Source organism: Bartonella sp. AP3QHHD (assembly GCF_042195765.1).
In the GTDB taxonomy this organism is placed as follows: Bacteria; Pseudomonadota; Alphaproteobacteria; order Rhizobiales; family Rhizobiaceae; genus Bartonella.
In genome coordinates, this window is the sequence record NZ_JBHIPC010000084.1 from 37,816 (window position 1) to 54,639 (window position 16,824).

At 37.2% G+C, this 16,824-nt stretch carries 5 protein-coding genes and 1 pseudogene; all 6 read right to left on the reverse strand.

Features of this window, described 5'->3' with window-relative positions:
* Positions 1-810: 810 nt before the first annotated feature.
* Positions 811-4,149 carry an autotransporter outer membrane beta-barrel domain-containing protein gene (locus ACFIL7_RS05125; RefSeq protein WP_375677084.1) on the reverse strand — a complete coding sequence of 1,113 codons (3,339 nt, stop codon included), beginning with the start codon at positions 4,147-4,149 and terminating at the stop codon, positions 811-813.
* A 173-nt stretch (positions 4,150-4,322) separates the two neighbouring features.
* Positions 4,323-5,049, reverse strand: a pseudogene (locus ACFIL7_RS05130) (autotransporter outer membrane beta-barrel domain-containing protein); the annotation flags it as partial.
* A 28-nt stretch (positions 5,050-5,077) separates the two neighbouring features.
* Entirely contained in the window at positions 5,078-5,206 is a 129-nt protein-coding gene (locus ACFIL7_RS05135; protein ID WP_375634810.1) for a hypothetical protein, read from the reverse strand.
* Between the two features lie 542 nt (positions 5,207-5,748).
* Positions 5,749-9,099, reverse strand: coding sequence for an autotransporter outer membrane beta-barrel domain-containing protein (locus tag ACFIL7_RS05140; protein ID WP_375683420.1), 3,351 nt, complete (start codon positions 9,097-9,099; stop codon positions 5,749-5,751).
* Between the two features lie 445 nt (positions 9,100-9,544).
* Positions 9,545-12,346, reverse strand: coding sequence for an autotransporter outer membrane beta-barrel domain-containing protein (locus ACFIL7_RS05145; RefSeq protein WP_375683421.1), 2,802 nt, complete (start codon positions 12,344-12,346; stop codon positions 9,545-9,547).
* Between the two features lie 1,165 nt (positions 12,347-13,511).
* Positions 13,512-16,643, reverse strand: a complete 3,132-nt coding sequence (locus tag ACFIL7_RS05150; RefSeq protein WP_375643387.1) for an autotransporter outer membrane beta-barrel domain-containing protein — start codon at positions 16,641-16,643, stop codon at positions 13,512-13,514.
* Positions 16,644-16,824: the final 181 nt, after the last annotated feature.

Consider the following 16,824-nt stretch of genomic DNA (forward strand, 5'->3'; position numbering starts at 1 on the left):
CAATAATTCAGAATGCTCACTCATCATTTTACATATTGAATAAAAACTGAATATTATAAATTTCTTTCATTTCAAACCTGTTTATATTTAATCAATTAACCCCTTGTCCATCACAAACGAAGCTGGCATGCAAAGAAGGACTTTTGAAAAAAGGTGAATTGCTTCTTATGAACATTCTCGAGTGCTAAAATCTGCGCAAATATTGAATGCTGAAAAAAGAATGATGATATCCGCGCATGACCGCAATAAAAATAATATCCTGTATCTTATCGAAATTTCTCTGCCACCTATCATTTACAAAACAACAACCGTAACAACACGATAAAGCATACTTTACTTTTATTATAATTTGACCTCAAACTCCCTCTGTTTGTTCTAAAAATAAATATTTATCCAAAATTCTTAAGTAAAAATCCTAAAAAAGGAAACAAATAATATGCGTATTAAATGATATAAACGTGAATAAAGTTCTAAAACAAAATTCAAAACAATGCATAAAACTCATAAAGACTAAACTTATGATCTATAAAAATTAATACAGAAACGGACAAAAACAATCATCAATATCGCATTTTTTGAAAGATTATGCCACAAGCATTCAGCGTTTAAACTTCTCATATTCACAATGAAATCTGTCCTCATATCTTGACATCAAAAATTTTAGAAAAATTTCTCATCGCATAAAAGAAAGCATCTATTGTAATCTTTTATATCAAAAAAATAACCATATTGATGAGGCAAAATAAATTTCAATACATTAAAAGGCAGAAAATCTTCTGCCTTTTAACTAAAAATACATATTGCACCTCTTCAAAAAAGGTGGCGCAATCCAGCAGAGAAACTCGTTCCAGAAAAACCAATTTTCTTAAATCTATGCTGATAAGTGACATCTCCACGAAGAGAAAGTTTTGATGAGAGACGGGCATTAAACCCAACCCCTGCTTCCAAAGAAGAACCAAAGGAACCTAACTGAAAATCGTTTTTAAAAGAAACGAATTGCTTATCTTCAAAACTATGCAAATAAGAAAGCTTACTATAAAAAGAAACTTCACGTCCCTCTTCAGAAGCATTAAGCGTCTTGCTTAAACGCCCACCAACACGCCCCACCCATTGATGAAATTTTCCTAAATCCACCTCAAGGTTATCAATATCACGCGCCTGATTAAACTGAAGATGCTGATAAACAACCTGAATCTGCGGATCAAAAACAACACCTTTATACCCTGTTGCAAACGTTCTACCACTCGTTAAAGAACCGCTAAACTGTTTACCCTTTAACGCCACAACCTTACCCCGTGCAAGGGTCAAAACATCACCCTTAAAAAGACCATACGATACCACCCCATCTATATAAAAACCGGTATCATGCTGCAAATTTCCATAAGCCCCAACAGACCATTTATTAAATGCGCTTTTTTTGCTTTGTTCAACATCCTGAGGGTGTAGAGAAAGGTTTCCATAGTTTCCCAAAACTCCAAAGAATGTACGACCATATAAACTCTCAATCTCGTTTAACAAAACACCTGCTTGAAATGCATTATAATCGAGCTCAGCACCATAGCCATATTCAAAAGCAGATAAATTGGAAGCATAATGATGGCTCCCCCCATAAGCACGCAGAAAAAAGGCTGTCTTTTTATCATCTTTCCCAAAGAAATGAAAAGCATTCCGCATTGTCTCTAACGACTTATTTTGCGTGGTCATATCCACTAAACCAGCATGAAATAAGGCATTTGGCAAAAGAAGATAAGTTGGAACCTGTGGAACAACCGCTCTAATTTGGAGATTAGACTGAACATCAAGCGGTATAGAGAGATTAGATGAAGGATCTAAAGGATCAGAGGACTCAGAAGGCTTTGGTTCGACAGGGACAGAAGGAGGAGAAACAGTATCCAGAGATGAAGTGTCCTCCGGAGCAGAGGGCTCAGATGGCAGAACATCATTAGTAGAATCTTCAACTGGAACAAACGGTACAGGCATAGGTTGCACAGCAGAAGGAGCCTCTGGAACTGTTGGTACAGAAGGAAGCTCAGGCGGAGCTGATGCAGAAGGAGTAAGCGTCGAATCCGTAGGGATTAATGTTTCAGACGGTTTAGAACCTTCAGGCAAAGAAGGTGTAGATGGTATAAGTGGAGGCTCAACAGAAGGGGGTTGTTCAGGTGAAATAGTCTCTGTTGGTCGTTTAGAAGGAACCGTCTCTTCTTCAGATTGAGGAGGTAAAACTGTAGACGTTGGCTTAGAAGCAGTTTCAGAAGAATCTAATTCAGGACCAATGTAAACACTTTCGAGACGAAAATCCCAAAAATCCCCTTCTCCAGCAACCAATCTATTCTTTGGGTCTGCATTTCCAGAAGAAGAGCTTGGACCATAGCCACGAAGTTTATACTGATAAGGAAATCCATTAACCGTAGTATAACTATTGTTTAACTTAAAAGAACTTTCCTCTGCCGTCCCAGCAACTTGAATAAGTGAAATACTTTGACTCCTTTTATTGCCTGCTTCTTTATCTGAAGTTTTTAAAAGTTCTTCTATCCCAATAAGCGTGGTTCCCAAGACATTCCCATAGATCAAAATACGATCCGTTTGTTCAGAATCAAATGAACCATCATTATTGAGAAACGTGCTCATCTTAATCTGAACATTACCATCTGCACCATATATGTACTCCTCCTCATCTAACTTGTTTACACCACTTTTTTTTCCAATGTACAGCGTTTGATAACCAGTAGATTGATAGTGATCAAAAACAATTGTACTATCCTCAAGATCCACACCTGAAAGCGATGAAACCGTAGCATCTGGTTCCTGCGGATTTTGATATTTGCTTTTGGTAAGATACCATTGAGAACCATTCTTTAAATGTAAATAAATATCAGAGGCATCCTTGGTACGAGAACCTCCTGTAAGTGTAGAGGAATTTGCTTCAACGAGAAGATAAGAATTATTTTCAGCTTTTAAAAACAAATCGCTGGAGATTTTTGTCTTTTCTAACCTAACCTTAGCTCGAGCTCCATAAACACGATCTCCAGCACTATATCCGGCACTATAAATGGCAATACCATCCGGAACCGCAAAATTTGTCTCTGACAAATGAACAGATGCTGTTCCTATAGTAATTCCTCGCGCGCTCGAAAGCGCTGAAGACGACATATTATACCTTACCAAATCAACCCATACATCTGGACTTAACCCATAAAAATACAGACCATATGCTCCTTTCCCCTGAACAGAAATTTTTGTCTTTTTAACCTTAATATTTGTCTTTTGAAACTCATACAAATGATTAAATTTATTAATTAATTTACCATTATCATCTGTATAACCTGTAAGATTTTTAATCAAAAAGCCATGCATGCCTGTAAGTTCTACAGAACCACCACTCAATTGAACATCACTACCTTGAGATACCTCAAAAGCTCCCAGTAATTTATCAACATTTTTCTCATCTACTATAACAGTCTCTTGTTTCCCTCTTCCCTTAATGACAGTATTATCAAAAGTATATTGTCCCCCAAACTGTGCTGAAAACCCACCAATCTCATTAAAAGTTACGGTACTGCCTGACATCCTAATCTTTGAACTAAAACTACTAACCAGCCCCATTTCTTGGGTACTATTTAATTCTTGTGTACTATTGAATTCATTTGGTTTAAGCTCAATATTTACACGCACTAAAGCAATATCCGTTCCTATTCCAAATGCATACATAACGCGAGAAGTCCCTGTAATCGCCCCATCTGTCATGCTAATAACTGAATTTTGCGCATGAAGCGCAAGTACATCCTTAAAATTTGCATTTTTTAAATTAAGACGCGCATTACGTTTTAGATATGCACCATATACAGTTCCTTGACGCGAATTATCGCCCGTAACAGTTATCTGAGATGCATCAACAACTGTACCTTGTTCTTCTATATATAAAGCAGCAATAGGAGCAGAATCAGAAGGAACTCTCGAAAAATTTTTTAAATGATAAGTTTTATTTTCAATTGTATGTTTTTTACCATCATTGCATTTATAAAACTGAGCGTTTGGATCACAGAGAGTTTCAAAATTATTAAAATCTGCATTCACACTCACGATTGGCAAAAAAGAAACAATAGCCGTTGTAATAAATAAAAATCTATAACCCCTTAATACATTAACCATAATTCTATTCCCAATTTTTCCTTCTCCCCCTGTTAGTTAAAAATAAAAAAATATTCCCCATAACATTAAGTTAAACACACTAACAATAGCAATTATAAAACTTAAATAATCACTTTATACTTCATAAAACACTCTATAACTTATGTAAAAATTACTCTATATTTCATAGGCACCTAAAAACGATAGTATAAACCGCCTGAAAAAATAATCCCTGAAAAACCACCTTTTCTAAGGCAATGCTGATAAGTTACATCTCCATGCAAAGCAAAGTTTGAAGACAACTGAGCCTTCAATCTCATTCCAGTTTCTAGAGAAGAGCCAAAAGCCCTTATTGGAATTCATCTCCAAACCGCACACGTTGTTTTCCTCTAAAACTAATGGCAAGCTAAAGCTCGCAATTGAAAGAAACAACAAGAGCCTCTTCAAAAGCAGCAAGCATCTTTCTTAAAGACCACCAACACGCATCACCCACAAATCAAGTTTTCCCATCTCAATATCAAAACCATCAATATCAGACGCCTTATCAAACCGCACATTTTGATAAATAACCTAAACCTGCGGATCAAAAATAACCCCTTTATGCCCTTGTCATAAATGACTTGCCCGCAATCAATGAAGCACTCAAAGGCGTTTCCTTCAATGTTGCTGTCTTGCCTCTCGCTTGCGTCAGAACATCCCCTTTAAATAAACCATAGGAAAAAAGGACATCTATATAAAAGCCTGTATCATGCTGCATGCTGCCATATACTGTAATAGACTATTTATCAAATGTACTTTTTTGCTTTCTTTAACATCTTGAGGTTGTAGAGAATTTTTTTCCATATTCTCCCTTATTCCAAAGCTCAAAGTGTGATGTGTATCCTCAATCGCATTGAGCAAGACACTTGCCTCTATACCATGAACATTAGAAACCTGAATCTTACCTTCATCAAAGGAAAGAACCACCCTGCTTCACACCAAACACAGATTGAGATAACGTAGCATTTCTACCACTTTTCTTTTCGCCATTTCCTGTAATAGAACTCTTTTTAAAAGAAGCTTTATTATCTTTTGACACAACCACTGCTGATGTAATCTTCTCAGATCTCTTTAATTCTAAAATTCCATCAGTTCCTGAAAGCCTTTTTCCCCTTTACTTTTTTGCGGCTTAATAACTATGTTATGAGTTCGTATTGTAAAAATAACACCTGTAGCCCTCCTATCCAATCCACTCATATATAACTTATTACGACTTCCAAAAGTACGAGAAGCATCAACTGTATCACACGCATACGACTTAAAAAGAGAATTACACGAGGGGTTATAATCTTCTACACTCACATCTATATTGTGCACGAAGAAAGAAATAGAGGTCGTAAGAGAACACACACACATAGCGTTTTAGTACTTTAATCATAATTTAGTCTAAACTTCCTTTATTTTATCTTCATAAAAAACTGAAAAGACACACCTGGTTCATCTACGTATTATTCTTATTATGTGCCGTTACATATAATTTGTTTTGTATTATATGTAAAGTCAAAAATCAGAAAAACGACACAACAAAACCATGTTTTGTGCTTATGTCTTTCACAAAGGATGTATTAAAGAAAAATACAATTAAAAATGATACCTTAATCCACCAGAAAAATGCGTTCCGGAAAAGCCGTCACTCGTAAATTTATGCTGATAAATCAGATCGCTATGAAAAATAATTTTGGGAGATAATTGCGAAAAAACACCAAATCCAGCTTCTAAAGAAGTCCCAAAGGAACCAAGCTGGAAGGCATCTTTAAAATATACAAATTGTTTATCATCAAAACTACGAATGAAATGAAGCTTACCATAGAATGAAAGAACATGTGCATCTTTATCTTTAGTAAATGTAAGTGTCTTCGTTAAATACCCACCAATACGCATCCCCCAATGATCTGGGCTTCGCATATCAATATTAAAATTATTAATATCACGAGTCTTCTGAAACTGGAGATTTTGATAAACAAACTGAACCTGTGGTTCAAAAATAAAATATCGGCTGCCTATCATAAACGTTTTACCAGCAGTTAAAGAAACACTTAGGGGCTTCCCTCTCAATGCAGCCGTTTTACCTCGCTCAAGTGTGAGAACATTTCCATTAAACAAACCATAAGAGAAGAGACCATCCATATAGAGACCCGTATCATGCTGCATGCTTCCATATGCTGTGATTGTCCATTTATCAAATATACTTTCTTGACTTTGTTTAACCTTTCGAGGCTGCAACGAAAGTTTGCCATAATTTCCCATAATCCCAAAAGATGTCGTACTGTATGCACTTTCGATTTTCTTGAGTAAAATACCTGCCTCTAGTGCATTATAATCAAGCTCACCGCCATAATCACCATATTTAAATGCAGACAAATTTGAAGTATAATGATGATGTCCACCGTAACCGCGCAAAAACAAAGCGGGATTTTCATCATTTTTCAACAACCGACCAGAAACAGTTCGCAGCGCTTGCAACTGCTTGCTTTGATTACTGATATCCATCAATCCAGCATAAAATAAAGTATTTGGCACAAGAATATAAGTCAAAACCTGTGGAACAACGACTCTCACATTTGGCTCAAAATGAGAAGAAAGCTCAAAAACAGATGCCGAAACAGAAGAACCAGACGCAGGTGGAGTAACAACAAAAGGAGTGGGTGAAACAGATGACAGAACAGGTGAACCAGATGCAACTGGGGAAACAACAAAAGGAGTGGGTGAAACAGATGACGGAACAGGTGAAATAGATGCAACTGAGGAAACAACAGAAGGAGTGGGTGAAACAGATGACAGAACAGGTGAACCAGATGCAACTGAGGAAACAACAGAAGGAGTGGGTGAAACATGCGGCGGAACAGGTGAACCAGATGCAACTGGGGAAACAACAGAAGGAGTGGGTGAAACAGATGGCGGAACAAGTGAACCAGATTCAGGTGGAGCAACTGGATTAGATTCAGCAATAGCGGGAACAACAGGCGCAAGAGAGGAAAGAAGATTGGGGATCTCAAGCACAAAAACATCAGATACATTAGGTGTAGTCGTAAGATGGGAATTCCTATCAGGAGAATCTACAGGAGAAGAAAGACTTGGCTCCTGAGATTTTTGCTGAGAGTTAGAATCAATAGAACCATCCTCACCTCCAGTAATATTAGGATGAATTTTAGGAAAAGAAGGAATATCATCAGAAGAAGGGGGGACAACCAAATCAAGAACAGGAAAAACTTTAGTGGAATCAACAAATTTACTTTCAAGGCGGAAATCCCAAAATGTTCCAGAATTTTTAAGCACTCTTTGATTGGAATCTGCCGCCCCTAAAGAAGAGCTTGGACCATAACTCTTAAGATGATACTGATAGGGAGAGGCTTCAAGTGTGACATACCCCCCATTTAACTGAAAAGAATCTTCCATGGCTTTTCCATAAACCTGAATAATGGAAATCCCCTGATTATTACCGCCCTCTCCCGTCAATGCCCCTGAGCTTCCAGGAACACTATACACATGGACTGTCGTTTTTCCTTCAAGATCACCATTGATTAAAAGCCGGTCAGTTTTTTGCTTTTCAAGCTCTCCCCCTTGATCCAAATATGCATTAAGATAAAGATTCACATCACCATGCGCTTTATAGACAGTCCCAGATCCTTTTCCGATGAGAAGTGTCTGATAACCATCTGTTGTTTTAGATTTTAATTCTTCAAAAACAAGAGAACTATCCGTAAGATTGACCGATGAAATGAAGGAATAGTCCCCTAAATTAGAACCAGAAGCATCAGAATTTTGCAATTTGTCATATTTTGGTCGCGATAAAATCCACTTTGAACCATTTTTTAAATCTATCTTAGCTGTAGAACTTTCATCAACATGTGCGCCTCCTACAAGGGTAGAAGCATCAGCCTCAATCTTTACATTAGAACGCTCAACAGCTTTCAGGAGTGAATCTCCAGAAATTTTTGAATTTTGTAAGAGTTTAACAGAACTTTCGAATTCGCGGCTATAAATAGCCGTACTTTCTGGAGCCATAAAAGTTGTCTTTGTCAAATGGACAGTCCCTTTTCCAGGTATAATTGTTTTTTTATCATTTAAGACAGCTTCCCAAAAAAAGTGCATGCCATTAAATCCATTCCCTCTCACAAAAACATTGGAATATTTTATATGAGCAGCATTATGGTTATTCCCCTGCACTACAATGCCATGAGCATTGTCGACATTAACGTTTCCCTTCTGGAAATTAAGAGAGCTTTTCCCCTGAAGCATACTAAAAGCAGAGCCTTCACGATGATTATCTATATTTGTTCCCTGTTTCCCCCTCCCAGTAATAGAAACACCCTCTAAATTAATTTCTCCATCTCCTCCTGTTTGAACACCAATACCATCAGCAAAATCAATTTTTCCTCCTTTCATATAAATTTTTGCACCATTATGACTCAAAAGACCTATCGCATCAGAAGATGTCTTAATCTCTGTCTTGGTCAAAGAAACAAACGACCCTTTACCCCCAACACTGATCCCCATTCTGGTTGCTTTAATCACCCCATTCTGCATCTCAAAAGCTCCCTCATCATTAATATCGGCCCCTATCGACACATCATTTAACATGGAATCAAATAGAGCAACGCCTCCCCCATTTGAGGACTTTACAGCTGTTGTCCAAGCGTTTGTTTCTGAATGGCCATTTGCATTCGAAACACCGTTAATGATTATAGCCTCTCCCTCAATGACTGTATTTTTCCCTGATGCCTCTATGGCAGCATCAGAACTTTCACCCGTAAGTTGATAAGTTTTCTTGGCAATTTCATGCGTTTTACCATCATTACAGCGATAAAATGAGGCGCTTTCGTTACATGAATATTGCTTCTTCTCAGAAGAAATCTCACCTGCATCAGTATTGTATACAAAGAAAAAAATAACCGTTGTAAAATGACATAAAGAGAGATGATTTTTAAACATAATTTTCTACAAACTTTCTTCCCCTTCTCTAAAAACAAAAAACACGCGTTCTGTTTAATAACTTTGGTTACGCGTGATAATTTAAAATACGTTTTGTATTTTATATATCCACCCTATATTTTATGTAAAGCAAGAATCCCAAAATATCACAATTTAAAATTGTATTATTTATAAAAACGCGTAAAAATATAGATAGAAATAAAAATTCCACCCCAAAGCAGTGATTTCAAGAGAATTTAATAAAAATAAACTCAAAGAAGAAAAACAGCATAAGAAGCAAAAACTGCAAACCAGAAAGCCTTATCTCGTTTCTAAAAAGAAAAAAACTTGCTCATGCAAAAAAAACATTTTTTTAAAAAACTTATTTAAAAAGTTGCAAACAAATAATAAAAAACCACAAGCATGGCTTGTGGTTTTTTAAACAACTTACCTCAAGATGATCATCCTAAAAACGATAGCGCAATCCACCAGAAAAACTGATTCCAGAAAAACCACCTTTACTCAACTTATGCTGATAAACCAAATCACCATGAAGCGCAAATTTTTGAGACAAGCGAGCATTAAGACCTAATCCAGCCTCTAGAGAAGAACCAAAAGCCCCTAACTGGAAAGAATCTTTAAAGCGCACAGACCTTTCTTTTCCAAAATCATGGGCAAAATGAATCTTTCCATAAAAAGAAACATCACGATCTTTTTCAGACGCAGTAAGAGTCTTTATCAAGCGACCACCCATACGCACCATCAATTGATCAAATTTATCCATCTCAATATTAAAATTATCAATATCACGAGCCGCATTAAATTGAAGATGCTGATAAACAACCTGAACCTGTGGATCCAAAACAACACCTTCATATCCTGTGGCAATTTTCTGACCACTCATCAAGGAAACACTTAAATGGTTACCCTTCAATGTTGCCGTTTTACCCCGCGCAGTTGTCAGAACATCTCCCTTAAACAGACCATAAGATAACAAACCATCAACATAGAATCCTACATCATGCTGCATACTGCCATAAACTGTAGCAGTCCATTTATCAAATGTACTTTTTTGGCTTTGTGCAACATCTCGAGGTTGTAGAGAAAGCTTTCCATAAGCCCCCATAACCCCAAAGGATATAGCACTGTCAACATTTTCAATTTTTTGTAGCAAAACACCTGTCTCTAGCGCATAGTACCCTAGATCCCCCCCATAACCATATTCAAGCGCAGATAAATCTGAAACATAACGATAACTTCCACCATAGCCACGCAAAAATGAAGCAGGATTTTCACGAATTTCCAACATTCCACTAGGATTAGTCCGTACTGTCTCCAGCTGCTTGTTTTGATTGCTAATATCTATCAAACCAGCGTGGAACAAACTATTCGGCAAAAGCAGATAAGTTGGTACCTGAGGAACAACAGATCTTACACCTCGTCGAGACGGAGAAACATTTTCAATTTTAGAAAGACTATCTGCAAAAGACACTGGAACAACCTCCTCAGAAGATGCTGGAACAACCTCCTCAGAAGATGCTGGAACAATATCCTCAAAAGAAGCACGTGCAGGAGGTGTACGTTTAGAAACCATAGGAGTGCTTTTAGAAACAGCAGGTGTCTGAACATATTCATTTTCTAAACGAAAATTCCAAAATGCTCCTCCATTCAAAGCAAATCTCTGTTTAACATGCTCCTCCCCTCCAGTAGCTTTGGGTCCATAAGAACGAAGAACATATTTATAAGGCGCGCCATTTAATGCAACATACTGCCCATTCAGTTGAAAAGAGTCATACGATGCATCTCCATAAACTTGAATAATTGAAACACTATGCGCTTTTTTATTTTTTTCTTCTAAACCTCCCGCAACCCCTTGTATATGGACTATAGTTCTTCCCTTAACGTCACCATGAATGAGAAGCCGATCCGTTACTTGATGATCACTTGTATCACTAGGATCTAAACGTGCATTCAAATGAATCCAAGCATCACCAAAAGCCTGATAAACAATACCTGTTCCTTTTCCAATATAAAGCGTTTGATATGCATGATTAGTACTGGACTTTGGTTTTTCAAAAGTAATGGAACTATTAGAAAGGTGTACCGATGAAATAAACGAAACACCTCTATAATTAGGATCTTGTAATTTTTTCTGTCTTGGTTGCAATAAAGCCCACTGTGAATTATTTCCCAAGATAAGGTCGACTTTAGAACTGTTATCAACCTGAGTTTGACCGACAAGTGCAGAAGCATCAGCAACAACCTCTATAGAAGAGTTACGATCAGCCTTCAGCAACAAATCCCCAAAAAGCTTTGTTTCCTTTAAAAATATTTTAGATTTTCCAGATTTACTGCTATAAACAGCTATACTATCTGGAACGACAAAACGCGTCTTTTTCAAATCAACGCGCAATGATTTTCCCTCTGACGAACCTTCTGATGCTGCCACACCTTCAAAGTGTATACCATAAAATGCATTACCTTTCACTGTAATATTGGAATCTCCAATATTAATCTGAGGAGCTTTATCTCCCTGCAATAAAAGCCCATGAGCATCAGTAACATCAACAGAACCTTTCATAAACTGAACATAACCATCTTCAGATATATGAAAAGCTGCCTGACGACCTGCATCCAGCCCTTGATCATCCTTGCCGGTACTCCCCTTGCCGGTAATAGAGACACCCTCTAAAATAAGATATCCTTTTTCTTCTGCTTTAACCCCAACTCTCCCTAGGCTAATTTGCGTATTCGTTAAATCAACACCACTTTGAGATTTTCCTCCAGCAAAAGCCCCCACTTTGATTGCATCAATTGATCCACCAGACATTACGATGAATCCACCTTGAGCTTCCACCCCCACTAAAACCCCACTCAACGTGGAATCGCTCAGAACGACGGTCGCCTTTTCTGATACCTTTACTCCATATTTCCAAAAATTGTTTTCCGAGTTATTCTTTTCATCCAAAATACCCTTAACAGTTATATTCTTGCCACGAATAATTGTACCTTCCTTAGACGCCTCCATGGCTCCATGAACACCATTAACATTTTTATCCATTAACGAATAAACTTTATTATTAATTTCGTGCGCTCCACCATCAGAACACTGATAAAATGCTGCATTCTGATCACATGAAGACTGCTTTCTTCCAGAGATAACCTGAGATTCAGCATTGCGTGCAAAAACACCAACATTGTGTGTCAAAAAAAGAAGTGCCGTTGTAAAAGTACATAAGGAGAAGCGATTTTTAAATAGATTGACCATAATTCCACCATAACCCCCCTCTTCTTACTAAGATCTATACATAACGTATCAAAAAACTTAACCAAAAGAAAAATATTTAATACGTTTAGGTTTTAATATCGTGAGTTTATTAATATTTTTTGTGTTTTATGTAAATATGGAATAAAAAAATTACTCGAAAATACAATCTAAATCTGTCGCTTTTACAAAGAATTTGCAAAAATATAACTGAAGAACGACAGAAAAATCACCTTTAACGTTGTTAGTCAAAAACACCCTTAGTCAGTTGACATGCATTAAGAACACCTACTTTAACTGCCGTCTAATCACCGCCAGAACGGATATAATCAACATCCTTACGATAATATTATATTGAAACAGTGTACACTCTGTAAGCAGACAAAACATATGCCAAAATTGAGAAACAAGAGTTCACATATGCCTTTTAGGCAATCTTCATGGTAAGACAGTCTAATAAAAAGTAGGAACGTGTAAAAATCAGTTCCGATTTTACCTTTTCCTTTTAATTCAACTTTACAATATTCAAAAACATTCAGAGCCATATTTTAAAAAGTGAAGATGACACATGACTTCATCTTTTTATTTATGCATTTAAAGAAAACACACTTTCAAAAAACAATACGTCATTATGTTTCTCATTCACCAATTTTCTCAGATATATCTCATATTTCCATCCCCATTTCATAACGACAGCAGATATAATATCAAGTTTATCGGATACAGCCCTCATTGTGCCTGAGTAGCATCTTTGTCTTTGCCAATTTCTAATATTGTAAATCCTCTCCTCTTAATATAATTCCCAAAATTATATTGACTCCTTTCTTAAACGATTATCCACTTGCTAATTTTACATATAATATGAACAGGAGTGCTTTTTATGGATTCATCATAAGAGCATTGAAAATATTTCAGCACCCTAAATTAAAAATATCTTTATAAATCAAAATATTATAATAATCACTCTGAAATACGCGTTTTGAAACGATAACGTACAAGCCTTCAGACTTTTCAAAAAAACGAAATAAGTCCAACCTAAAAGCATATTAAAGATATGCAAAGTCATACTCTCGTAAAAATGCTATAACACAAAATGAATAGATAATGAGAAAAAGCCACAAGTATAACTTGTAGCTTTTTGAAAGATTAATCAAAAACAGAAATAATACTAGAAATGATAACGCAATCCACCTGAAAAACTCGTTCCAGAAAAACCAGCTTTCGTTAGTTTGTGCTGATAAACCAAATCGCCGTAAAGCGCAAAATTTTGAGATAATTGGGCATTAAAACCTAATCCAGTTTCTAATGAAGAACCAAAAGCACCTAGCTGAAAAGCATCTTTAAAATGCACAAATTGTTTTCCTTCAAAACCATGAGCAAGATGAAGCTTGCCATAGAAAGAAACAACCTGAGCCTCATCAGTAGCAACCAGCCTCTTTGTTAAACGTCCTCCAACACGCCCTACCCACTGATGAAGTTTTCCTAAATCAATATCAAAGCCGTCCACATCACGCACCTTATTAAATTGAAGATATTGATAAACAACCTGAACTTGCGGATCAAAAACAAAACCGTCCTCCCCCACCATAAACGTTTTACCAGCAGTTAATGAAGCACTTAAAGGGAAACCCTTTAATGTTGCCGTCTTGCCCCGTGCAGTTGTTAGAACATCACCTTTAAACAAGCCGTAAGACACAAGACCATCAACGTAAAAACCTGCATCATGCTGCATACCACCATATGCCGTAACTGACCATTTATCAAATGTACTTTTTTGACTCTGCTCAACATTCAAAGGTTGCAAAGAAAATCTCTCGTAAGCCCCGATAATTCCAAAAGAAGTGGAACCATACATATTTTCGATTGCTTTCAGCAAAACGCCTGCCTCTATGGCATTATAATTAAACTCGCCGCCATAACCATATTCAAGCGCGGAAAGATTTGAAGTATAACGATGATTGCCGCCATAACCGCTCACAAAAAAGAGAGGGTTTTCACGACTTTCTAATAAGCCCCCAGAAGTAATTCGCAAAGCTTCTAACCGCTTATTTTGATTGTTAACATTCATCAAACCAATATGACGTAAAGCATTAGGCAAAAGGAGATAAGTCGGAACCTGCGGAACAACAGCCTTAACGCCCGGCTTAGGACGAGGATGGGGCTCCGGAGCTGGTTCTGGAGAAGGTTCTGGTCCCGGAATTGGCTTAGGAGCAGGATCTGGTTTAGGTTGAACATCAGAATCTATAGACCTACTTTCAAGGCGGAAATCCCAAAAATCTCCGCTCCCTTCAACTAATCTCTGATCCATGCTTGCTTTTCCAAACTCAGATCCTGGACCATAACTATAAAGCTTATACTGATAAGGTAATTTATCTAGTGCTATATAACCACCTTCCAACTGAAAAGAATCTTGCTCTGCTTGTCCAGAAACCTGAATGATTGAAATACCTTCATCATTTCCTCCCCTTCCCGTGTATCCTCCTGGACTTCCTGCAACTCCATGCACTTGGAGCTTTGTTTTTCCCGAAACATCACCATGAATTAAAACACGATCAGTCTTTTGATGATTAAGAGCACCACCACTATTCAGGTATGTATTAAGGGAAATAGAGGCACCTTCCCGTGCTCTATAAACCTCACCCTTTCCCTTTCCAATACGAAGAGTTTGATAATCATCAGCAGAAGAAGATTCATGTCTTTTAAAATTAATAGAGCTATCACCCATAAGACTAACGAGTGAAATAGAAGAGATATTTGCAGGCTCATGTTGATCTTTTTGCACCTGTTGTGGTAAAATCCATGTAGAATGACCTCCTAAATAAAGCTCAGCATTAGAATTTTTATCAACGTGAGTACGACCTTCAAGGGTAGAACCATCAGCCAAAACCGTTATAGAAGCCCCTTTCTCAGCTCTTAATAAAAAATCCCCTGAACGAAGAGTACTTTTCATCAAACTCACCGCACCAGAAATAACGTTTTTACCATAAAGAGCCGTATCGTCTAAAACAGAAAACTCTGTTGTATCCAAATTAACAACTTCCAATCGTGGTGGAGCTTTTTCTTCCTCTAATGAAATCTCCTCTTTTTTATCCACATCTTCGCTCCATGGCTTCTCTCCCTGAAAATAGATACCATAAGATCCCTCACCCTTTACTGTAACAGAAGAAGACTTAAAATTAGCCTCGGTCACATAAAAGTTATTCGATAAATCTTCAGTTTCATCTTTTGAGTCAGAACGTTCTGGTACAACACTAAAAGACTTGACGGGATTTTCTAATAATATACCATGTGCATCCTCAACCTTAATAGTCCCCCCTGTAAACTCAACACGTCCCCCTTCATCCATTAAAAAAGCTGCATCATTTTTGTCTTTGTGTCCCTTTCCAGTAAGAGTAACACCATCGAGAATCACCGTGCCTCCCAACATCGCAGAAATCCCATGACTGTTGGTATAGTTAACCTCCCCACCTTCCACCCAGATATCTGCACCGCTATAACTGGAAAGACTTACCTTCCCATCACGCGTATTAACTTTTGTATCCTTTAAAATAACCAATGAATTCCCCACGGCTTCAACAGCCCTATCACTGTCCTCTATAATCCCCTGCTTTATCTCAATTATCCCATTATGAGCGAAAAGAGCTAACTTTGTATTTTGAAGCGTCGGTTTTTTCAAAACAATCTTTCCATCATCTGATACAGCCACACCACGCAAAAAAGATTTATCAGAAACTTCACTGCTAACAGTTACATTCTCTCCATAAACTCTGGTCCCTATCCGTTTCACCGTTATAGCAGTAGGATCAACAGGATAGTTGGAAAAGTTCTCTTTCGTAATTGTATAAGATTTATTATCAATTTTAGGATCTATCCCACAATTATCACATACATAATACAACCCACTATGGTAATAAAACCCAGGATTCACTCCTCTTCCATCAGAGTCTGCATCTTTAACAGAGTTATTTACATTATCCTTATGTCCATTCCATCCCTCCACTCCACTAAGCTGACGATAATCATTTCCTCCACGAATACCATCATCGTTATCGCCAACATTAATCATATTAGGAGGATAATAATTATCCCCACTTTCTCCACTAAGAGGAAGCTTATGCTTATTACTCCCGCTAAGATGAGAAGAAGAATTAGCAGAGACAACTGGGATAACCTTTATAACATAAGGTTTACTATCCTTCCCCTCTGCAGCCGCATAAACTTCTCTTCCATTTTGGAACAAAGAGAGGATAGCTGTTGTACAAGCACATAAACATAGATGATTTCTAAAAACTTTAATCATAGTTCCCTCGAAACTTTCCTTCCCCTCTCATTAAAAACAAAAGCACTTACAAAACACCCCATTGCACACCTCAAAAATACGAAAAGTGTAACAAAAGAACATGCCTCATGCTCATCTGAACTGTGTAATGAATTATCCCAATAAATTTGGCAAAAGCTCTACGCCAAAACCACCTATAAGA